Annotated in this window: 19 protein-coding genes; 1 reads left to right on the forward strand and 18 read right to left on the reverse strand. The window is 70.1% G+C overall.

Features of this window, described 5'->3' with window-relative positions; all coding sequences use genetic code 11:
* Positions 1-55: 55 nt before the first annotated feature.
* The 12 genes from ABD932_RS31330 to proS all read right to left on the reverse strand — a co-directional run bounded on the left by ABD932_RS31330 (position 56) and on the right by proS (position 9,519).
* Positions 56-622 (reverse strand): NUDIX hydrolase, encoded by a 567-nt coding sequence (locus ABD932_RS31330; protein WP_425587540.1) that lies wholly within the window; start codon positions 620-622, stop codon positions 56-58.
* The gene (gene lepB, locus ABD932_RS31335) at positions 612-1,388 is read right to left on the reverse strand and encodes a signal peptidase I (protein ID WP_345017821.1); all 777 of its coding nucleotides are present in this window, start codon (positions 1,386-1,388) and stop codon (positions 612-614) included. Before lepB (ABD932_RS31335) ends, ABD932_RS31330 begins: the two co-directional genes overlap by 11 nt.
* 133 nt (positions 1,389-1,521) lie before the next feature.
* Entirely contained in the window at positions 1,522-2,493 is a 972-nt protein-coding gene (lepB, locus tag ABD932_RS31340; protein ID WP_345017823.1) for a signal peptidase I, read from the reverse strand.
* Entirely contained in the window at positions 2,381-3,472 is a 1,092-nt protein-coding gene (lepB, locus tag ABD932_RS31345) for a signal peptidase I (RefSeq protein WP_345017825.1), read from the reverse strand. The genes lepB (ABD932_RS31340) and lepB (ABD932_RS31345) overlap by 113 nt, the downstream gene beginning before the upstream one ends.
* Positions 3,465-4,184, reverse strand: a complete 720-nt coding sequence (gene lepB, locus ABD932_RS31350) for a signal peptidase I (RefSeq protein WP_345017827.1) — start codon at positions 4,182-4,184, stop codon at positions 3,465-3,467. Before lepB (ABD932_RS31350) ends, lepB (ABD932_RS31345) begins: the two co-directional genes overlap by 8 nt.
* 60 nt (positions 4,185-4,244) lie before the next feature.
* Complete coding sequence (gene rplS, locus ABD932_RS31355; RefSeq protein ID WP_018531094.1) at positions 4,245-4,595, reverse strand: 50S ribosomal protein L19; 351 nt, start codon at positions 4,593-4,595, stop codon at positions 4,245-4,247.
* 134 nt (positions 4,596-4,729) lie between these two features.
* Positions 4,730-5,563, reverse strand: coding sequence for a tRNA (guanosine(37)-N1)-methyltransferase TrmD (trmD, locus tag ABD932_RS31360; protein ID WP_345017829.1), 834 nt, complete (start codon positions 5,561-5,563; stop codon positions 4,730-4,732).
* Positions 5,560-6,105: a ribosome maturation factor RimM gene (rimM, locus tag ABD932_RS31365; RefSeq protein WP_345017831.1), complete on the reverse strand. Its 546-nt coding sequence runs from the start codon at positions 6,103-6,105 to the stop codon at positions 5,560-5,562. Before rimM ends, trmD begins: the two co-directional genes overlap by 4 nt.
* Positions 6,106-6,189: 84 nt before the next feature.
* A complete protein-coding gene (locus ABD932_RS31370; RefSeq protein ID WP_003973401.1) occupies positions 6,190-6,429 on the reverse strand; it encodes an RNA-binding protein in 240 nt (79 codons plus the stop codon).
* Between the two features lie 2 nt (positions 6,430-6,431).
* Complete coding sequence (rpsP, locus tag ABD932_RS31375) at positions 6,432-6,851, reverse strand: 30S ribosomal protein S16 (protein ID WP_030048919.1); 420 nt, start codon at positions 6,849-6,851, stop codon at positions 6,432-6,434.
* Between the two features lie 394 nt (positions 6,852-7,245).
* The gene (locus tag ABD932_RS31380) at positions 7,246-7,842 is read right to left on the reverse strand and encodes a hypothetical protein (RefSeq protein WP_126395363.1); all 597 of its coding nucleotides are present in this window, start codon (positions 7,840-7,842) and stop codon (positions 7,246-7,248) included.
* Positions 7,843-8,103: 261 nt separating this feature from the next.
* Positions 8,104-9,519, reverse strand: coding sequence for a proline--tRNA ligase (gene proS, locus ABD932_RS31385; RefSeq protein ID WP_345017835.1), 1,416 nt, complete (start codon positions 9,517-9,519; stop codon positions 8,104-8,106).
* A gap of 198 nt (positions 9,520-9,717) precedes the next feature.
* Between proS and ABD932_RS31390 the strand changes: the two genes are divergently transcribed.
* Positions 9,718-10,584: an SAM-dependent methyltransferase gene (locus tag ABD932_RS31390; protein ID WP_345017836.1), complete on the forward strand. Its 867-nt coding sequence runs from the start codon at positions 9,718-9,720 to the stop codon at positions 10,582-10,584.
* A 9-nt stretch (positions 10,585-10,593) separates the two neighbouring features.
* Here the strand turns inward: ABD932_RS31390 and ftsH are convergent, their stop codons facing one another.
* The 6 genes from ftsH to nsdA all read right to left on the reverse strand — a co-directional run bounded on the left by ftsH (position 10,594) and on the right by nsdA (position 20,267).
* The gene (ftsH, locus tag ABD932_RS31395) at positions 10,594-12,531 is read right to left on the reverse strand and encodes an ATP-dependent zinc metalloprotease FtsH (protein WP_345017837.1); all 1,938 of its coding nucleotides are present in this window, start codon (positions 12,529-12,531) and stop codon (positions 10,594-10,596) included.
* A 108-nt stretch (positions 12,532-12,639) separates the two neighbouring features.
* Complete coding sequence (gene ffh / locus ABD932_RS31400) at positions 12,640-14,193, reverse strand: signal recognition particle protein (protein ID WP_250090336.1); 1,554 nt, start codon at positions 14,191-14,193, stop codon at positions 12,640-12,642.
* Positions 14,194-14,277: 84 nt separating this feature from the next.
* Positions 14,278-16,725, reverse strand: coding sequence for a [protein-PII] uridylyltransferase (locus tag ABD932_RS31405; RefSeq protein WP_345017839.1), 2,448 nt, complete (start codon positions 16,723-16,725; stop codon positions 14,278-14,280).
* A 24-nt stretch (positions 16,726-16,749) separates the two neighbouring features.
* Complete coding sequence (locus ABD932_RS31410; protein ID WP_003997576.1) at positions 16,750-17,088, reverse strand: P-II family nitrogen regulator; 339 nt, start codon at positions 17,086-17,088, stop codon at positions 16,750-16,752.
* Positions 17,085-18,437, reverse strand: coding sequence for an ammonium transporter (locus ABD932_RS31415; RefSeq protein WP_345017841.1), 1,353 nt, complete (start codon positions 18,435-18,437; stop codon positions 17,085-17,087). Before ABD932_RS31415 ends, ABD932_RS31410 begins: the two co-directional genes overlap by 4 nt.
* A gap of 336 nt (positions 18,438-18,773) precedes the next feature.
* On the reverse strand, positions 18,774-20,267 hold the full coding sequence (nsdA, locus tag ABD932_RS31420; RefSeq protein ID WP_345017843.1) for a transcriptional repressor NsdA: 1,494 nt from the start codon (positions 20,265-20,267) through the stop codon (positions 18,774-18,776).
* Positions 20,268-20,707: the final 440 nt, after the last annotated feature.

Below are 20,707 nucleotides of genomic sequence, written 5' to 3' on the forward strand. Positions count from 1 at the left end.
GCATGTTCCCCTTCAGCCGTGCGATCCCACCATTGTGCGCCAGTCCCGTCAGCACCTAGACAATTTCGGGGTCAAGGGTCACGGGCCCGGCGGGGGGACCTTCGTCGAGCAGTGTGCGCAGCAGCTCGGCGAGTCTGGTCGGATACACCGTCTCATGTGCCCGGGCAAGTTCCTGACACGTCCACCAGCGCGCTCCGGCGACGCTGCGCCGCTCCAGTTCGGTGAGGGCCACGGCCCTGGTCGCCGTCTGCGTCGTACGGGCCAGGTAGTACCACTCGTCCTGGTCCCAGCGACGGCCCGCAAACGGGAAGGAGCACATCCGCCGCCACAGCACGGGACCGAGTTCCACCTCTGTTATGCCCGTCTCCTCGGCGAGTTCTCGCAGCGCGGCCTCCGCACGGCTCTCGTCGCCCTCGAGGCCCCCGCCCGGCGTGAACCACCAGTCGTCCGCCGGATCCTCCGGCTCGTGGCCGTGCAGCAGCAGAATGCGGTCCTGCGGGTCGAGCAGCACCACGCGCGCGACCTTGCGCAGCCCGCCGTCGTACGAGTCACCGTACGGGGGCTCCCCCGCCTCCGTCCCGCCGAACGGCTCGTTCCCCACGCCCACCGGCTCAGCGGGCACCCGCAGGCTCCGTCCGGGGCGTCGAGCGCTTGGCCAGCCTGTTGGCGATCGGCCCGTACGCCGCGCCGCCCATCACCAGCACACCGCCCAGGACGATCAGCGCGATGACAGTGCGCAGCGGCCCGGGCGACGACAGCGCGCCGAGTTCCTCGAAGCCGGCGGGGCGCTGCAGCATGCCGTCCATGGGCCATACGACGGCGTCCACCCGGGCCGACACGGCACTGCGCGCCACGGTGCCGCCGGCGGCGTCCGTGAGGTGGGCCGTGGAGTCCAGGGAGCCGCTGCGCTCGTCACCCAGCAGGAAGAGCCTGTCCTTCGGCACCGTCACCGTCGGGAAGTTCTTGATCTCTGCCGGGCCGGTCCCGGCCAGGTACGGTTCGTCGATCTGCTTGCCGTTGACGGTCAGCTTGCCGTCGGTGCAGCAGGCGACCGTGTCCCCGCCGACGGCGACCACACGCTTGACGACGGGCGCGTTGGACACCCAGGTCTTGTCGGTGAACACCACGACGTCACCACGGCGTACCTCACCGCCGTCGACCCGCTGGGCCAGCACCCGGTCGCCCGCGCCGATCGTCGGCATCATCGAACCGGTGGGCACGGTGTACGGGCGGTAGACCACCGCTCCCCAGGCGAACCCGCCCAGGAACAGCACCAGGCCCAGCGCCACGGCCAGCCCGGACAACCGCTGTCCGGTCCGGCTGCCCGCCGGGCCCCTGCTCGCGCCACTGTCACGCGGCGCCGTACGTATCGTGCTCTCGCCACCCATGGGTCCGCACCCTACCCGGCGGTACCGACACCGGGCAGCCCCTCCCGAGCGCCCGAGGTCACACGCTCGGCAAAGCTTTCCCAAGGGCGTCGGCCTTCAGCCCCTTCGGCCTCCAGCAAGGCGCCTCACCCGGTCAGCGGCTCTCCGCCGCCTTGATCCGCTGCCGGCGCCACAGCACCAGCGGCACCGCACCGGCCAGCGCGAGCCCCTGCGGCGCGACCGTCAGCGCGGCGGAGCGGGCGCTCAGGTTCTGCTCGAAGGCGTCCGGAACCGGCAGGTTGTCCCAGCGATTGACCGGCCAGGCGATCACGATGGCGCGGCCGACGACCTGGTCGACGGGGACCATGCCGTGGTTCTTGTCGGACTGGTTGTAGCGCGAGTCGCGGGAGTTCTGCCGGTGGTCGCCCATGACCCAGATGAAGCCCTCGGGGACCTTCACCTTGAACCGGCCACCCTGGTCGTCCTGGCTGCACGGCGTGTTGCCGGCGTAGACGTAGTCCGCCTCGTTCAGCGCCTTGCCGTTGACCTTCAGCGGGCCGGTGCCTTCGCACTCGACCGTGTCACCGCCGACGCCGATGACGCGCTTGATGAGGTCCTTCTCCTCCGCGGACGGCATCAGGCCGATCCAGCTCAGGAAGGTCTGCAGTGCGTTCGGGTCGGGAGTGGGCTCACCCGCCAGCCAGTTGGCGGGGTCGTGGAAGACGACCACCTCGCCGCGCTCGGGCTCGGAGCCGAACCAGGGCGTGAGCTTGTCGACCAGGACGCGGTCACCCTGCTGGAGGGTGTTCTGCATCGAGTCGGAGGGGATCGAGAACGCCTGCACCAGGAACGTCTTGATCAGCAGCGCGAGGACGAGCGCGATGCCGATCAGGATCGGCAGCTCCTTCCAGAAGGAGCGCTGCTTGTTCGGCTTGGAGGAAGCCCCGCCCGACTCCTGGCCGTCGGTCGGGGGCTGCCCGCCCGACCCTCCGCCGGAGCCGTCCGGTCCGAGGTCATTCCCTGAGGTCACGGCGCCGTCCGTGGCCGGGTCGGCCGCGTCCACGGGGCGTCCGCGGTGCTCCTCGCCGTCGTGCCCGGATCGTGCGCCAACCGCCACATCCCCCACGCCAACTCCTTACTGTGTGCCGCTGCCTGCCCCATACGCGGCGCAGGCCCACCACTCCCATAACGAGCGGGAGTTCCGCAGGGCTCGGGAGCTGGATCGTTCCGTTCGAATCGTCGGAAGCAACCCTATGCGACAGCTGGGCGGACGCGGTCGACCCGGTCGCCGAGTCGGACACGGATGCGTAGGTTTGTGGTTCGTCCAGGGATGTCCAGTGACCGAGCGGCCAGGCGATCCACATGGCCCGTCCCACGACCTCCTCCTCGGAGACCGTGCCGCCGTAGCCCTGGTCCTGGTGCGCGCGGGAGTCCGCGGAGTCGGCCCGGTGGTCACCCATCACCCACAGCCGGCCCTGCGGGACGGTGATGTCGAACTCCGCGTTGGAGGGGGCGTTGCCGGGATACAGATAGTCCTCGTTCAGGGGAACGCCGTTGACGGTGACCCGCCCTTGCGTGTCACAGCACTTGACGCGGTCGCCGCCGACGCCGACGACGCGCTTGATGAGGTCCTTCTCGTCGTCGGACGGCAGCAAGCCGATGAAGGTGAGCGCCTCCTTGACCTGCTTGACGACGACGGGATCCTCCTTCTTCACCGTCGTCTGCTCGTCGTTGAGCCAGCCACCGGGGTCCTTGAAGACGACGACGTCCCCGCGCTGCGGCTTGGAACCGAACCAGGGGGTGAGCTTGTCGACCAGGACACGGTCGCCGACCTGGATCGTCTGTTCCATGGAGCCGGACGGGATCACGAAGGCCTGGACGAGGAACGTCTTCAGGACGAGCGCTATGAGGACCGCGACGCCGACGAGGAGGGGTATCTCCTTCATCGCGGAGCGCCTGCGGCGTCGCTTCACCTTGCGCTGGAGCTGGCGCCGCTCCGCGCGCGTACGACCACCGGCGGGGCTGGCGGCGCGCCGGGCACCGGTGGGCAGCAGGTTGTCGGCAGGGCTGCTGGGCACGCCGCGGGGCTTGCCACGGTTACCCATGCGCGCCCTCCCCTGCCGCAGGCACGCGCGCGTAGGCGTCCGGACGGTGCAGGCGGGTCCAGTGCGCGGTCGGCCAGACGATCCAGTCGGCGCGGCCGATGACGTCGTCGACCGGGATCATGCCGCCGCCGGGCGAGCCCAGACGGTCGCGGGAGTCGCTGGATTCGCTGCGGTGGTCGCCGAGGACGAACAGGGTGCCGTCGGGCACGACGATGTCGAAGCGCACCGTGGACGGACTGTCACCGGGGTACAGAAACGTCGACTCGTCGACCGACCGGCCGTTCACCTGGATCCTCCCCTCCTTGTCACAGCAGACCACGTGGTCTCCCCCCACACCCACAACGCGTTTGATGTAGTCGGCATCCCCGAAATACCCAGTTCCGTCGAACACGACAACATCGCCGCGCCGCGGCTCGGCACCGAAACGGTACGCCAACTTATTTACGAGAACGCGGTCGCCGATCCTCAATCCGGATTCCATGGATCCGCTGGGAATCTGGAACGGCCGCAGGACGAACGTGTTGAGCAGCAGCAGGAACACCATGCAGACCAGCAGCGTCAGGCTGATCCGCCCGCCCGGGAGCCACTGCGCGACCCGCGACACCAACGCGAAGCGCGACCGTCCCTCCGGCCCCTCTGTGTCCGAGGTCTCCTCGGAGTCGGAAGGGCGGGAGGAGCGGTCGCGCTCCGTCGGCTGTGCTTCGGTGTCCATCGAGGCCAGATGTTATCCGGCCCCGCTTTGGACCCCGCGGGGGCGAGCCCCCTGAAGCGCTCAGTTCTCGCGCTTCTCCTTGATCTTCGCCGCCTTGCCGCGCAGCTCGCGCAGGTAGTACAGCTTGGCGCGGCGGACGTCACCCTTGGTGACGAGCTCGATCTTCTCCACGATCGGGGTGTGCACCGGGAAGGTGCGCTCGACGCCGACGGAGAAGGAGACCTTGCGGACCGTGAAGGTCTCGCGCACGCCGGCGCCCTGGCGACGGATCACAACGCCCTTGAACTGCTGCACACGGGAGCGGTTGCCCTCGATGACGCGGACGTGGACGTTGACGGTGTCGCCCGGGCGGAAGGCCGGAACGTCGCTGCGCAGCGACGCGGCGTCGACGGAGTCGAGCAGGTGAGACATTTCGTCTGCTTTCTTCGCCCATGCCACAGGTCATAGGCGGGAGCTAGGTGTTTCGTGAGGATGCTGTCCGTGTCGGGGCGGGCGTCGTGTCCCCCTGTGGCAGGGGCGCACGCCGGACGACGCACAACAGCGGCCTATTCTTCCACGCCCTCGGTCCTGCGCCAAAATCGGCCGAACCGCTCCCCCTCCGGGTCGGGCATCCAGCCCAGGATGGAGAGCATCTCGCGGTCCTTCTTGTCGAAGGCCTTGGGGTCGCAGCGCTCGATGAGGTCGGGCCGGTTGGCCGTCGTACGCCTGAGCGCCTCGTCGCGGCGCCAGCGGGCGATCTTGCCGTGGTGGCCGCTGAGCAGCACGTCCGGGATCCCGCGGCCGCGCCACTCGGGCGGCTTGGTGTAGACGGGGCCCTCCAGGAGGTTGGCCATGGCGCCGGGCGCGAAGGAGTCGTCCTGATGCGAGGCGGCGTTCCCCAGGACGCCGGGCAGCAGGCGGGCCACGGCCTCCGTGATGACCAGTACGGCCGCCTCGCCGCCGGCCAGGACGTAGTCGCCGATGGACACCTCGTGGACGGGCATCCGGGTGGCGTACTCGTCGACGACGCGGCGGTCGATGCCCTCGTAGCGGGCCGGCGTGAAGATCAGCCAGGGCCGCTCGGAGAGCTCCACGGCGAGTTCCTGGGTGAAGGGACGGCCACTGGGGGTCGGGACGATCAAGGTGGGTGCACTCGAGCCCGTCTCGTAGCCGTCGGCCAGGACGGAGTCCAGCGCGTCCGCCCACGGCTCGGTCTTCATGACCATGCCGGGGCCGCCGCCGTACGGCGTGTCGTCGACCGTGTTGTGGCGGTCGTACGCCCAGTCCCGCAGGTCGTGCACCCGCACGTTCAGCTGTCCACGCGCGCGTGCCTTGCCGACGAGGGAGACGTTCAGCGGCTCCAGGTACTCGGGGAAGATCGTGACGACGTCGAGTCTCATGCGCTGTCGTCCCTGGTGGAGGCGATCTCGGCCTGGTCGTCGATCAGACCCGGCGGCGGGGTGATGACCGCCCGCTGCTCCTCCAGGTCGATCTCGGCGACGATCTCCGCGACGAACGGGATCATGACCTCGCTGCCGTCCGGCCGCTCGACGATGAAGAGGTCCTGCGAGGGCAGGTGTGAGATCTCGGTGATCCGGCCGACCTCCACGCCATCAGCGGTGACCACGTCCAGGTCCATCAGCTGGTGGTCGTAGTACTCGTCCTCCTCCTCGGGCAGCTCGTCCGGGTCGACCTCGGCGATCAGGAGGATGTTGCGCAGGGCCTCGGCCGCGGTGCGGTCGGCGACGCCTTCGAAGCGCAGCAGGAGGCGGCCGCTGTGCACCCGGCCGGTCGCGATGGTGAGCGGGCCCGCCGATGCGGGGTCCGTGGACAGTACGGCGCCGGGCGCGAGCCTCAGTTCCGGCTCGTCGGTACGGACCTCGACGGTGACCTCGCCCTTGATGCCATGGGCGCGGCCGATCCGCGCGACTACGAGCTGCACTTTCGAAGTTCTCCTGTCATCACGACGTCGGGCCGGGGACGGCCCAGTGGCCCTCCCCGGCCCGAGCCGGTGCTGCGTTCGGCGTCAGCGGACGTGGTCCACGTCGACGAGGTCGACACGGACACCACGGCCGCCGATGGCGCCCACGACGGTGCGCAGAGCGCGTGCGGTGCGGCCGTTGCGGCCGATCACCTTGCCGAGGTCGTCGGGGTGGACCCGGACCTCCAGCACACGCCCGCGACGCAGGTTGCGGGATGCGACCTGCACATCGTCAGGGTTGTCGACGATGCCCTTCACGAGGTGCTCGAGAGCCTCCTCGAGCATGCTCAGGCCTCGGCCGACTCGGACTCGGCGGCAGCCTCGTCCTTCTTCTCCGCCTTCTTCTTCTGGGTGATCGCCTCACCCTTGCCCTCGTCGTCGCCACCGAGGGCCTCGAACGACGGGCGCGCCTTCTTCGGCTCGGCAACCAGCAGCGGAGCCGGGGCGGGCTCGCCCTTGAACTTCTGCCAGTCGCCGGTCTTCTTCAGAATGGCGAGGACGGGCTCGGTCGGCTGCGCGCCGACACCCAGCCAGTAGGCCACACGGTCGGCGTCCACCTCGATGACCGACGGGTTGTAGGTCGGGTGGTACTTGCCGATCTCCTCGATCGCACGGCCGTCACGGCGGGTGCGGGAGTCGGCGACGACGATGCGGTAGTGAGGCGAACGGATCTTGCCCAGACGCTTCAGCTTGATCTTGACTGCCACGGGAGTGGATTCTCCTGGATTTGACGTGGTTGGGCACGGCGAGATTGCCGCGTGGGGTTGCGGTACCCGAGTGCCCGATGGACGCGTCAGCCGGAGGAGAGAGGGGTCCTGTGCGGCTGTCGAGTACAGCTAGCCATTGTGCCACACCCTGGGGGTCACTTTTGGCCGAGGGGGCGGCGAGGGTACCTGGGCACGACTGAGGGGCACCCGGCGCCTCGGGTGCCGTCAGGGTGGGTCGCGCAGCCCTGCGCTGACGGGGTGCCGCCTGAGCGGGTGACAGCGGCACCCCCAGCGCCACGCGTATCGACGCGATTGCGTACCGCCGCGATATGCGTTCCCGCGCGCCATGCGTCCGACCGGCAGCCACGAGATGCCGGTGCTTGGCGAGGCGCTCCTACGCCGCTCCCACGACCTCCGGGATCCGGAACGGCTTGCCGCAGCCGCCGCACACGATGGGTGCCTGGGCCAGGACCGACGGAACGACCCGGACGTTACGGCCGCAGTCGCACACCGCCTTGACGCGGACACCTCCGCCGGAGGAGCCGTGGCGGGCGGCCGGACCCCGGAAGGTCCGGCTCGTGTCGGCGGAGGTCGCCGCCGTGTGGGCCTTGAGGGCACGCTGGAGGCGTTCGATGGTCGGGCGGTAGCGGCGCTTGGCCTCGGGGTTGAGCGTGACCAGGGAGAAGCCGCTGCTCGGGTGCGGTTCCTCGGGGTGGTCCAGGCCCATCTCCTCGGCGATGGCAAGGAATCTGCGGTTGTGGTAGCGGCCGGCCCGGGAGGTGTCGCGGACGCCGCGCGCGGCGGCGATGCCATGGACTGCCTCGTGAAGCAGTCGCTCGAAGGAGAGCTCGTGACCGCAGGCGGACGACGACTCCCCGATCAGGGACTCTGGCGCGGCGAGATCCGGCAGTTCGGGGTGGTACCGCTGAATGTCGGCCCACGCCTCTGCCAGCTCTGCGGCGAGAACAGGTGGTGTCTGTGTCGTGCTCACGTAATGACAACGAGCCGGAGTGCCGCTGTGTTCCGATTCCGGGCCATCCCAAATAATTTGCACGTACCCGTCAGTTGCGAATGATGCGCCACGACGAGGGCGGGTGCGCCGATCTGCGGAGAAGCCTCACAGCTCATACCAAGCCGGTGCGTAGTCTGACGTACGCCCCGGCGCGTACGCCCTGTCCACGCGCCGGTGCGGCTGTGGTCCGCGGATGCGCAAGAGACGTTTCGGCCGCTCTCGTTCCACACGGGCGTCATCTCAATAAGCGCGCGCGACGACGGCGACGTTACCCGGTGCGTCGTCGGCGTCCGGGACCGACCCGTCCTCGGCGACCAGACACCGTACGGTCACGGCGTGCTCGGCCAGCCTGGCCTCGCCTTCTTCGCCGAGCTCGGCCCACGGGATGCGCGCCCAGCCACCGGCGGCGGTCGCCTCGACGGCCTGCTCGATCGTCGAGACCTCGGACGTACGGGACTCGCGGCGCTCGCGGGACTGCCTCAGCAACAGCTCCTGATCCTCTTCGAGGACGGTGGGGAGCAGCGCCGCCAGAGCGTCCAGGGGCACCGGTTCCTTGCCGCCCGGAATCCGCCGGGCCAGCATCACCGTGCCGTTCTCCAGGTCACGGGGCCCGACCTCGATCCGTACGGGCACGCCCTTGAGCTCCCAGTCGACGGCGCGGCGGCCGAAGGGGGTGTCGGTGCGGTCGTCGACATGGACGCGGAGGCCGGCGGCCTTCAACCGGTCCCCGATGTCACGGACCTTGGCCAGAACCGTCTCGTCGCCCTTGATCGCGAGGACGACGACCTGGATCTGCGCGAGGCGCGGCGGCACCCGCAGTCCGTTGTCATCCCCGTGAGTCATCACGAGGGCGCCGATCATGCGGGTGGTCGAGCCCCAGGAGGTCTGCCAGACGAGTTCCTGCTTGCCTTCCTTCGACAGGTACCGCGTGTTGAAGGCCTTGGCGAAGTTCTGGCCCAGCTCATGGCTGGTGACCATCTGGAGGGCCTTGCCGTCGCCCATCATGCTTTCGAGCGTGAGGGTGTTGACGGCCCCCGCGAAGCGCTCCTTGACCGTCTTGCGGCCGGAGACGAAGTCCATCGCGAGGACGTTGCGGATGAAGTCGCCGTAGACCTCGCTCTGGATGTGGGCGGCGAAGTCGCGCGCTTCCTCGTACGTGGCGTGCGCGGTGTGGCCCTCCTGCCAGAGGAACTCGGTGGTGCGCAGGAAGAGGCGGGGCCTGAGCTCCCAACGGACCACGTTCGCCCACTGGTTGATCAGCAGGGGCAGGTCGCGGTAGCTCTGCACCCACTTCGAGAAGTAGTCGTTGATGATCATCTCGGAGGTGGGGCGGACGACCGCCGGCTCCTCCAGCTCCTTGCCGCCGCCGTGCGTGACGACCGCGAGCTCCGGCGCGAAGCCCTCGACGTGGTCGGCCTCTTTGGCGAAGTACGACTGCGGGATCAGCAGCGGGAAGTACGCGTTCTGGGTGCCCGTCTCCTTGATCCGGGCGTCCATCTCGGCCTGCATCCGCTCCCACAGCCCGTACCCGTACGGTCGGATGACCATGGTGCCGCGCACCGGACCGTTGTCGGCCAGCTCGGCCTTGTTGATCAGATCCTGGTACCAGCGGGGGAAGTCGTCCGCCCGTGGTGTGAGTACGGGTGCCTTGGCCATGGCGCGATGGTACGGGCCCGTGTTGCCGGAATGTGAATTCTGGCCACGGACACAGCGAACCCACAAGCCGGGCTCCGCGACCCCTGGACGAGGCGTCGAGCGCGGAGTTTCCTGGCATACGGGGGGAGCGTGAGCGCATGTCACGGGGGCTACTGAATCGGTCACATCGTCAACTCTCGGCGGATTGGGGCGCTTTACATGACACCTACGCTCGTGCGGCAGCACCTGCCTCACGCGGGCGCGGCACCCCGCGTGGACCTGTGTGCACGCGCGCGTGACTGGTCCGAGATCCAGGAGCGGATGCTGCTTCCGCTCTACGAGGCCGTCTACGAGCGAGTGGAAGTGGGCCCCGGCACCCGGCTGCTGGGCCTCGGCTGCGGCAGCGGGCTCGCCCTTCTGATCGCGGCATCCAGAGGCGCGGCCGTCACCGGTGTCGAGTCCTCCTCCCCCGAACGACTCGCCCTCGCACGGCAGCGGTTGCTGCCGGAGGCGTGGGACACGCGCGCGCGTGCCGACACGCGGCTGGTCGACGGCTCGCCCCGCGACGCCGCTGACACCGCCGACGCGGCGACGCCCCCGTACACCCTGGTGACCGCCTTCGAGCCCATCGGGTGCCTCGCGGGTGACTCCGAAGGGCTCGGTGAGACGCTCACCGCGGCCACGCCGCTGGCCGAGCGCGGGGCGCCCGTGGTGCTCGCCGGCTGGGGTCCGCCGGAGCGCTGCGCCACCTCGTCCGTGCTCCGGGTCGCCACGAAGTTGGCCGATCCCTTGCGCAGCACCGGCAGTTGGCGCCCCGCCCTGCGCGACGACCTGGAGGAGGTCGCCCAGCGCGCGGGCCTGCGTCCCGACGGTTCCGGGCGGGTGGCCTGCCCCTTCGGGTACGCGGACGTCGACAGTGCCGTACGGGGACTGCTGTCGACGGGGCTCTTCGACGCGGCGATCTCCGCGACCGACCAGGCCCAGGTGGACAAGGAGGTGACGGAGGCGCTGCATCCGCACCAGCGGCGGGACGGCACGGTGTGGATGCCGAACGTCTTCCGGTACCTGATCGCCCGCGTGCCCTGAGCGGGTCCGCTACGCGTCCGTGTCCTTGCTCAGCCGGGTGATTCCGGCGATCCGGTACGCGTCGGCCTCCTCCAGCGTCTCGTTCTCCAGCAGCGCCTCGGCCAGGGCGTTCAACTGCCCCCGATGGTCCCGGAGTTTGCGGATCGCCTCCTCGTAGCACTCCTCGACGATCCGGCGCATCTCGGCGTCGATCACGTCGAGGGTCTGCGGGGCGGCCGCCAGACCGTACGCCTGCTGGGCGTCGCTCGGCAGGGCGGACAGCCGGCCCACCCGCTCGCTCATGCCCCAGCGGGCGACCATCCCGCGCGCGATGTTGGTGACCTGTTCGAGGTCGTTCTCGGCACCCGTGGTGACGACGTCGTAGACCACCTGTTCGGCCGCCATGCCGCCCAGGGCGCCGATGATGCGGCCGCGCAGGTAGCCCTCCGAGTGCGCGTACCGCTCCACCTCGGGCGTCGACATCGTCACCCCGAGCGCCCGGCCGCGCGGCACGATGGTGATCTTGCGTACGGGGTCGGCGCCCGGCTGCAGCATGCCGAGGAGGGCGTGTCCGCTCTCGTGGTACGCGGTGCGCCGGCGGTCCTCCTCGGGCATCACGAGGGTGCGCTCGGCGCCCAGCTGCACCTTCTCCAGGGCCTCGGACAGGTCCGATGCGGTCACCTGTCCCTGGCCCCGCTTGACCGCGAGCAGGGCGGCCTCGTTGGCGAGATTGGCCAGATCCGCACCTGTCATGCCCGGGGTCGTGCGGGCCAGCTGGGTCAGGTCCACGTCCTCGGCGAGCGGGATCTCGCGGGTGTGGATCCGCAGGATCGCCTCGCGGCCGCCGCGGTCCGGCGGGGAGACGCTGACCACCCGGTCGAAGCGGCCGGGGCGGGTCAGCGCCGGGTCCAGGATGTCTGCGCGGTTGGTCGCCGCGATGACGATCACGCCCTCCGAGCCGGAGAAGCCGTCCATCTCGGTGAGGATCTGGTTCAGCGTCTGCTCGCGCTCGTCGTGGCCGCTCACCGAGGCGCCGCCGCCGCGCATCCGGCCGATGGTGTCGATCTCGTCGATGAAGATGATCGACGGCGCCACCTTGCGGGCCTCGGCGAACAGTTCCCGGACACGGGACGCGCCGACACCGACGATCATCTCGATGAACTCGGACGCGGAGGCGGAGAAGAACGGCACGCCCGCCTCGCCCGCCACCGCACGCGCCAGCAGGGTCTTGCCGGTGCCGGGAGAGCCCGCGAGCAGCACGCCGCGCGGCATCTTCGCGCCCATCCTGCGGTAGGCGTCGGGGTGCTCCAAGAAGTCGACGACGTCGTCCAGCTCGCCCTTGACCTCGTCGATGCCGGCCACGTCGGCGAACGTCGTGCGCTCCTTGCCGGGCTGGAGCTCGACCGGCTTGGGCGGTGCCTTGCGGCCGAGCATGCCGCCCGCGCCGCCCATGGCGCCGCCCATCCGCCGGGCAACGAAGATCCAGACCGCGAGCAGGAGCACGATCGGGATCAAGGAGAACAGCAGGTTGGACAGGACACCGCGCTCCCGCACGACGGGTTGGGCGGTCACGGTCACGTCATGGCGGTCCAGTTGCTGCCAGAGATCGTCGTCCGCGAAGGCCGGTCGCTGTGTCTTGAACCTGGTGTAGTCGCCGTCGCCCTCAGGGTTGTCCCGGGCGCTCTTGAGCTCGCCCTGGATCGCGTCGCCCTTGGAGTAGATCTTGTCGACATTGCCGGCGTCGACCTGTCTGCTGAACTCCGTGTAGGAGATCGTCGGCTCGTTGCCCCGGTCGAGGTACGTCAGCCCGACATAGGCGAGCAGGAACACGATCACCGCGGTGAGGAGCAGGCCCCACCAGCGGCCGCGCATCCGTCGGCCACGGGGCCGCCCGGGCGGCTCGTCCGGTGTGCCCTCGGTGCGCCACGGCTGGTCAGGGGCCTTGCGTGGTGGCGCGGCATTGCTCATATCTGGACGTTACGGCAGATGCCGGTGCCTGGCACGCGCTGAGGGCGCCCCTACGGAAGGAGCGCCCTCGGTGACGTACGCGACGAGACGGTCGTACGGAACGAACCGTCAGCCCATGAACTTCTTGAACTCGTCCGGCAGCTCGAAGTCCTGCCCGGCCTGCTGGCCCGGCAGCCCGAGGGCGCCTCCGGCCTGAGCAGCGGCGGCCCGGCGGGCGGCCTCCTCCTGCTCCTGCTGCTTGCGCTTCATCGGGTTGCCCGAGCGCTGCTTGCCCTTGGCCTTCTTCGGCTGCTTCTTCGTGCGGCCGGGGCCGCCGCCCATGCCCGGGATCCCCGGCATACCGGGCATCCCGCCGCCCTGGGCCATGCGGGACATCATCTTGCGGGCCTCGAAGAACCGCTCGACCAGGTTCTTGACCGCGCTGACCTCGACACCGGAACCCTTGGCGATACGGGCGCGGCGCGAGCCGTTGATGATCGTCGGCTCCTGGCGCTCGGCCGGGGTCATCGACTTGATGATCGCGGCCGTGCGGTCGACGTCGCGCTCGTCGAGGTTGTTGATCTGGTCCTTGATCTGGCCCATGCCCGGCAGCATGCCGAGCAGCTTGGAGATGGAGCCCATCTTCCTGACCTGCTCCATCTGGGCCAGGAAGTCGTCGAGGGTGAAGTCCTGGCCCTTCTTGGAGGCCAGCTTCTCGGCCATCTTCTGGGCTTCGGCCTGGTCGAAGGTCTTCTCCGCCTGCTCGATCAGGGTGAGCAGGTCACCCATGTCGAGGATGCGGGAGGCCATCCGGTCCGGGTGGAAGGCGTCGAAGTCGTCGAGCTTCTCGCCGTTCGACGCGAACATGATCGGCTTGCCGGTGACCTGGCGGATCGACAGGGCCGCACCACCGCGGGCGTCACCGTCGAGCTTGGAGAGCACCACGCCGTCGAAGCCGACGCCGTCGCGGAAGGCCTCGGCGGTGTTGACCGCGTCCTGACCGATCATCGCGTCGACGACGAACAGGATCTCGTCCGGCGAGACCGCGTCCCGGATGTCGGCGGCCTGCTGCATCATCTCCTGGTCGATGCCCAGGCGGCCGGCGGTGTCCACGATCACGATGTCGTGGACCTTGGCCTTGGCGTGCTCGATGGAGTCCTTGGCGACCTTGACCGGGTCACCGACGCCGTTGCCCGGCTCGGGCGCGTAGACCGCGACACCGGCGCGCTCGGCGACGACGCTCAGCTGGTTCACGGCGTTGGGACGCTGGAGGTCGGCGGCCACCAGCAGCGGCGAGTGGCCCTGCTCCTTCAGCCAGTGGCCGAGCTTGCCCGCGAGGGTGGTCTTACCGGCACCCTGCAGACCCGCCAGCATGATCACGGTCGGCGGCGTCTTGGCGAACCGCAGGCGCCGGGTCTCGCCGCCGAGAATCGTGACGAGCTCGTCGTTGACGATCTTCAGAACCTGCTGGGCCGGGTTCAGCGCCCGGGACACCTCGGCGCCGAGAGCGCGCTCCTTGACGTTCTTGATGAACGTCCGGACGACAGGCAGGGCCACATCCGCTTCGAGGAGTGCGATGCGGATCTCGCGCGCGGTGGCGTCGATGTCCGCCTCGGAGAGCCGTCCCTTGCCGCGCAGGTTCTTGAAAGTCGCTGAGAGGCGATCGGAGAGAGTATCGAACACGGCGCTCGCGGTCCTCGGGGTCGGTGGCAGCTGGGAATCGCCCTCCAGGGTATCCCGGCGGCGCAGGTTGCCGGGATCCCTGGTTCAGCCCCGCAACGTCTCCTCCAGCTTGCGGGCCACGGAAGCCGCCTCCTCACCGGGCAGCGGCGCGCCCCCGGGCCCTGTGACATAGAACGCGTCGACGGCGTTGGCGCCCAGCGTGCTGACATGCGCACTGCGCATCCGCACGCTCGCGTCCTCCAGCGCCCGGCCGATCCGGAACAGCAGCCCCGGCGCGTCCTGGGCCCGCACCTCGATCACCGTGGCCAGCCGGGAGGCGGCCGGGTGGACCGACACCCTGGGCGGGGGCGGCACGACGCCCCGGCGGCGCGGATAGGCCGCGTCCCGCTCGGCGAGACGGCCGGCGATGTCCAGGGAGCCGTCCAGGGCCCGTACGAGGTCGGCGCGCAGCCGGGTGGCCTGCGGCAGCGAGCCGTACTCGGCGGCGACCCGCCAGTTCAGCAGCAGGACGGAGCCGTCGACGCCGTCGGGCAGGTCCAGGGCGCGCAGCTCGGCGGTGCGGACGGTCAGGCGGTGCATCGCCAGGACTCCGGCCACCGCGGGCAGCACGCCCGGCTGGTCCGGTACGGCGATGAGGAGCTCCACGCCGAGCGGCTCCGGGTCGCCCGGGAGCTGCTCCTCGGTCGGCGGCTCGGTCTGGGCGCGCAGGGCCAGTACGGGGCTGCCGGTCGCGATCGCCTCGATGGCGAGGCGTTCCTGCTCGGCGGTGGGCGCGGCGGCCTCGGGCTCCTCCGGGTCGTCCCCGGCGAGCACGGCCGCGACCCGTTTCACCAGGTCGGCGACGAGCGAGCCCCGCCAGGACGACCACGCGGCCGGCCCGGTGGCCAGCGCGTCGGCCTCGGTCAGGGCGTGCAGCAGCTCCAGGGTGCCCTGCGAGCCGACCGCCTCGGCGACCGCGCGCACGGTGGCCGGGTCCTCCAGGTCACGCCGGGTGGCCGTCTCGACGAGCAGCAGGTGATGGCGTACGAGGGTGGAGAGCACCGTCACGTCGTCGCGGTCGAAGCCGATGCGCGCGGCCACGTCCTTGACGATGATCTCGCCGGCCACGGAGTGGTCACCGGGCCAGCCCTTGCCGATGTCGTGCAGCAGCGCGGCGACCAGGAGGAGGTCGGGGCGGTGGACACGGCGGGTGAACTCGGAGGCGCGGACGGCCGTCTCGATCAGGTGCCGGTCGACGGTCCAGACGTGCACGGCGTTGCGCTGCGGGCGACAGCGCACCCGCTCCCAGTCGGGCAGGAACCGGGTGATCAGCCCCTCGGCCTCCAGCGCCTCCCACACGTCGACCGTCGGGCGCCCGGAGCCCAGGAGGGTCACGAGCTGCTCACGGGCCTCGGCGGGCCAGGGCGTGGGCAAGGGGCGCACGGTGGCCGCCATGCGCCGTACGGCGTGCAGGGAGAGCGGGAGCCCTGCCTGCGCGGCAGCGGCCGCGGCGCGCAGCGGGAGCACGGGGTCACGTTCGGGGCGTGCGGCGCGGGCGAGCACCACCTCGCCGTCCTGCTCCACCACGCCCTCCGCCAGCGGCGAGCGCTCCACGGTCGGCTTCCCGCCGCCCAGCATGGCGCGCAACCGCGGCCGCACGGCGCGCGATCGCAGCACACGCCCCACTTCACGCCAGGTGACATCGCTCGCATACGAGATGACGCGCGCCGCCTCGTACACCTGCCGCAGCAGGGTGTCGGCGTCGAGCAGCCCGAGCTCGGCGGCGACCTGGTCCTGCTCCTGCAGCGACAGCCGGTCGGCCGCGCGCCCGGTGGTGAGGTGCAGGGCGTCACGTACGTCGAGCAGCCGGCGCCGGGCGTCGTCGAGGCCCTCGCGCGGGGCGTCGGCCAGCCAGGACGCGGCGACGGCGCGCAGGATGGTGGCGTCCCGCAGCCCGCCGCGCGCCTCCTTCAGATCGGGTTCCAGGAGGTACTGCAGCTCGCCCTGCCGCTCGGCACGCTCGGCGGACAGCTCCTGGAGTTCGGGCAGGCGCTTGGGCGCCTGGTTGCGCCAGTCGGCCAGGACCGCCGTCCGCAGCCCGGCCGTGAGTCCCAGGTCGCCCGCGATGTGCCGGGCGTCCAGCAGGCCGAGCTGGACCTTGAGGTCCTCGCCGGCGGTCTTGCGGGCCTCGGCAGGTGTGCGCACGGAGTGGTCGAGGGCGAGGCCGAGGTCCCAGACCGGGTACCAGATGCGGTCGGCCAGGGCGGCCACCGCCTTGCTGTCGGCGCCGTCGTGCAGCAGGAGCAGATCCAGGTCGCTGCGCGGGGACAGCTCGCCGCGGCCGTAGCCGCCGACGGCGACCAGGGAGACGCCGCGCAGCCCCTCGGCTCCGGCGGCGAACAGGCCGGTCAGCCAGTCGTCGGTCAGTTCCGCGAGGGCGGAACGGCGCGGCGGCCCGGACCGCGCCCCCTCGGTGAGGAGACGCAGCCGGGCCGCCGCGTAGCCGCTGGGTCCCGAGTCCTCTGCTTCGTTGTGCACGTCCGTACTCGACACCCAGCAGCTCCTGTTCTTCTTCTGTCAGAGCGCGTCGGGGCCGCGCTCGCCGGTCCGGACCCGTACGGCCGTCTCGACCGGCAGGGACCAGACCTTGCCGTCACCGATCTTGCCGGTTCGGGCGGCCTTGACGATGACGTCGATCAGCTGCTCGGCGTCGTCGTCCTCGGCCAGGACCTCGATGCGGATCTTCGGGACCAGGTCGACGGTGTACTCGGCACCGCGGTAGACCTCGGTGTGGCCCCGCTGACGACCGTAGCCGCTCGCTTCGGTGACCGTCAGGCCGTGGACCCCGAACGCCTGGAGGGCTTCCTTGATCTCGTCGAGCCGGTGGGGCTTGACGACTGCGGTGATGAGCTTCATGCGTCCACCTTCTTGCTCGCAGCTTCGGCGACCGGGGCCGCGGCGGCGGTCCGGGCGGCGCCGCCACCGGCGCCACTGAAGTCGTATGCGGTCTCGGCGTGCTCGGCCTGGTCGATGCCGGCCACCTCGTCGTCCTCGGAGACCCGCATACCGATGGTCTTGTCGAGGATGAAGGCGAGGATCGCGGAGACGATCAGGGAGTAGGCGAGGACCACGAAGACACCGGCGCACTGCTTCCAGAACTGGGTCAGGCCGCCGCCGTAGAAGAGGCCCTCGACCTCGGACTGGCCCTTGCCGCTGGCGAAGAAGCCGATCAGCAGGGAGCCGACGACACCGCCGACCAGGTGGACGCCGACGACGTCGAGCGAGTCGTCGTAGCCGAGCTTGTACTTCAGGCCCACGGCCATGGCGCACAGCAGACCGGCGATGGCACCGACGGCGATCGCGCCGATCGGGGAGACCGCACCACCGGCCGGGGTGATGGCGACCAGACCGGCGACGGCACCGGAGGCGGCGCCCAGCGTGGTGAACGCGCCGTGGCGGATCTTCTCGTAGATGAGCCAGGCCAGCATGGCGGAAGCGGTGGCGACCTGCGTGTTGACGAACATCAGCGAGCCGACGCCGTCATCGTTGCCGAGCCAGGAGCCGGCGTTGAACCCGAACCAGCCGAACCACAGGAGGCCCGCGCCGAGCATGACCAGCGGGAGGCTGTGCGGACGCATCGGGTCCTTCTTGAAGCCGACGCGCTTGCCGATCACGAGGATCACACCGAGCGCCGCGGCACCGGCGTTGATGTGGACCGCCGTACCACCGGCGAAGTCGATCACGCCCAGGTCGAAGGCCCAGCCGCCGTCGGCCCAGACCCAGTGGGCGACCGGGAAGTAGACGACCGTGGCCCACAGCGCGATGAACAGCGCCCAGGCCGAGAACTTCACGCGGTCCGCGAGAGCGCCGCTGATCAGGGCGGGCGTGATGATCGCGAACATCAGCTGGAAGACGAAGAAGACCAGCAGCGGGATGTTGTACGTCGTCTCGCCCAGGACCCACAGCTGGCCCTTGTCGACGCCGCTGAGGCCGACCCAGTCGGAGGTCCAGCCGATGAGGCCGCCGGAGTCCTTGCCGAAGGCGAGGGAGAAGCCGAACAGCACCCACAGGATGGTGACGATCCCCAGACTGATGAAGCTCATCATCAGCATGTTCAGGGTGCTCTTGACGCGGACCATGCCTCCGTAGAAGAAGGCCAGGCCCGGGGTCATGAGCATCACCAGGGCAGAACAGATGAGCATGAAACCTGTGTTGGCGGGCGACAGCTCTACCTTGTCTGCCGCCATCATGATGGCTGGAGCCATCGGCGTCTCCTCGTCATTGGTACGGCCCCGTGCGGGCGAAGCCTGAGCGGATTGAGGGGTGGGCCGGTTATGCGCCACGAGATTGGCGCAGCGCCGTTTCGATGGAAGCCCCTCGTTGTTTCGCCGCCGTGACGAAGGCGCCCTGCGTGTTACGCGTTGATGAACTCCGAGATGTCCGGCTGCACGATCGTTATCGTGGCGCAACCTTCGCTGAGGGAAGAAAGACCGGCCGCGGCCGGCCATCCGATGACCTGGCATGGGGGAGCCGAGTCGGGCAGTTCGGGAGGGCCGGCCGCGGCCGGGGTTCTGGGGTTTCCGGGTGTTCGCCCGGGTCGGTCAGACCGCCTCCGCGGTCTCCGGCAGCTCCACGGCGAGCTTGTCGGTGAGGTCCACGACCTCGGCGAGATCCCCGAAGTCACGGACGGCCGTGTCGACCGTCTTTCGAATACGAGTGTTGACGCGCTCGGAGCGCACCTTCTTCGCGATCTGCATGGCCTGCTCGGCATAGACCGCGCTCCGCTCGGGCTCCCGCCGCAGCAGATGGACCGTGGCCATGCCGATCAGGTTCAGCGCATACGACCGCTGGTGCTCGCCGTCCTTCGCGAACAGGTCCACGGCCTGCTGCATCACCGGTTCGGCCAGCGAGGCGTACGTCGGGCTGCGGCCGGCGACATAGGCGAGGTCGCGGTAGGAGTGGGAGTTCTCGCCGTACAGCTCGGCCTCGGAGAAGAAGCGGATCCAGTCGGGATCCGGCTCGTCCCAGTCCCCCGCCTCGGCGAAGGTGTCCTCGGCCATGCGGACGGCCCGCTTGCACTTTCCGGGCTGGCCCATGTTGGCGTAGGCGCGGGCCTCCATCGCATACAGCATCGACTGGGTGCGCGGGCTCGCACAGTCCCGGCTTCCGTACTGGGCGAGGTGGATCAGTTCCAGCGCGTCGTCGGGCCGGCCGAGGTGGATCATCTGGCGGCTCATGCTGGAGAGGACGTACGAGCCGAGCGGCCGGTCGCCCGCCTCCTTGGCGGCGTGCAGCGCGAGGACGAAGTACTTCTGCGCGGTGGGCTGCAGCCCGACGTCGTACGACATCCACCCGGCCAGCTCCGCCAGCTCGGCGGCGACCTTGAACAGCTTGCGGGTGGTGGCCTCGGGCTGGGGCTCCTGGAGCAGGTCGGTCACCTCGTGCAACTGGCCCACGACCGCCTTGCGGCGCAGGCCGCCGCCGCACTGCGCGTCCCACTGCCGGAACATCACGGTGGTGGACTCCAACAGGTCCAGCTCGGGCTTGGACAGCCGGCCACGCGCGCGTGAGGACGGGATCGGCGCGGGCTCCTGGTACGGGGCGGGCGGCGCGGGGACCAGCCAGCGCTGCATCGGCTCGATGAGGGACGGGCCGGCGGACAGGGCCAGCGAGGTCCCGAGGAAGCCGCGCCGCGCCAGCATCAGGTCACTGCGCGAGAACTCGCTGAGCAGGGCCACCGTCTGCGGGCCCGTCCAGGGCAGGTCGACACCGGACACGGAGGGTGACTGACGGGCGGCGCGCAGGCCGAGGTCCTCGACGGAGACGACGCAGCCGAACCGCTCGGAGAACAGCTCGGACAGGATCCGCGGGATCGGCTCCCGCGGGTTCTCGCCGTCCAGCCAGCGGCGTACCCGCGAGGTGTCCGTGGAGATGTGGTTGGCGCCCAACTGGCGGGCGCGGCGGTTCACTTGGCGGGCCAGTTCACCCTTCGACCAGCCGCTGCGCACGAACCAGGACGCGAGCAGCTCGTTGGGGCGCTTGTCAGCGTGCGATGCGCCACCAGCACTCGTACCGCTTCCGCTGTTGCCGCTCACTGGAACGCCCCCATCCCTTGGACCACTTGTCACCGAGTGCGCCAAGCCCTATCAGAATGCCGGTAAATACGGTCGCCCGTCCGGCAGTTCTCACCCTTCGAACGGAAAGCCGACTTGCCCCCGGCATACCCACGAGTGCATGTGCCCCGAGGCTCCGTGCACTCACGGTAATCCTACGATCACGCCCTCAGCCATGGCGATCCCGGAATCGCCACCATTCGCCACCCCTTCGAATGAACTAACGGTGGCCTCCACGCGATTCACTTGACATAGGACGGCCGGGAGTGGGCGGAGCGAAGCACTCAGGGGCGCGCGTCGCCGAGTCCGCGACCCGGGACACTTCCGAGCGCCACGTGGATCGAGCGGCGCCACGGGGTACCGGCCGCCACAGGAACACACAGGGTCACGCCTTGCATCCGCGCCGTAACCACCGGCGCGCT

Origin of the sequence: Streptomyces shaanxiensis (assembly GCF_039537145.1) — a bacterium.
GTDB classification, from domain to species: domain Bacteria; phylum Actinomycetota; class Actinomycetes; order Streptomycetales; family Streptomycetaceae; genus Streptomyces; species Streptomyces shaanxiensis.

What these genes read in the sequence shown, in the direction of transcription:
- lepB (WP_345017821.1), bottom strand. Translation starts at nt 1,388, where the DNA reads ATGGGTGGCGAGAGCACGATACGTACGGCGCCGCGTGACAGTGGCGCG.
- lepB (WP_345017825.1), bottom strand. Translation starts at nt 3,472, where the DNA reads ATGGGTAACCGTGGCAAGCCCCGCGGCGTGCCCAGCAGCCCTGCCGAC.
- lepB (WP_345017827.1), bottom strand. Translation starts at nt 4,184, where the DNA reads ATGGACACCGAAGCACAGCCGACGGAGCGCGACCGCTCCTCCCGCCCT.
- rplS (WP_018531094.1), bottom strand. Translation starts at nt 4,595, where the DNA reads ATGTCTCACCTGCTCGACTCCGTCGACGCCGCGTCGCTGCGCAGCGAC.
- trmD (WP_345017829.1), bottom strand. Translation starts at nt 5,563, where the DNA reads ATGAGACTCGACGTCGTCACGATCTTCCCCGAGTACCTGGAGCCGCTG.
- ABD932_RS31370 (WP_003973401.1), bottom strand. Translation starts at nt 6,429, where the DNA reads ATGCTCGAGGAGGCTCTCGAGCACCTCGTGAAGGGCATCGTCGACAAC.
- proS (WP_345017835.1), bottom strand. Translation starts at nt 9,519, where the DNA reads ATGGCCAAGGCACCCGTACTCACACCACGGGCGGACGACTTCCCCCGC.
- ABD932_RS31390 (WP_345017836.1), top strand. Translation starts at nt 9,718, where the DNA reads ATGACACCTACGCTCGTGCGGCAGCACCTGCCTCACGCGGGCGCGGCA.
- ftsH (WP_345017837.1), bottom strand. Translation starts at nt 12,531, where the DNA reads ATGAGCAATGCCGCGCCACCACGCAAGGCCCCTGACCAGCCGTGGCGC.
- ABD932_RS31410 (WP_003997576.1), bottom strand. Translation starts at nt 17,088, where the DNA reads ATGAAGCTCATCACCGCAGTCGTCAAGCCCCACCGGCTCGACGAGATC.
- ABD932_RS31415 (WP_345017841.1), bottom strand. Translation starts at nt 18,437, where the DNA reads ATGGCTCCAGCCATCATGATGGCGGCAGACAAGGTAGAGCTGTCGCCC.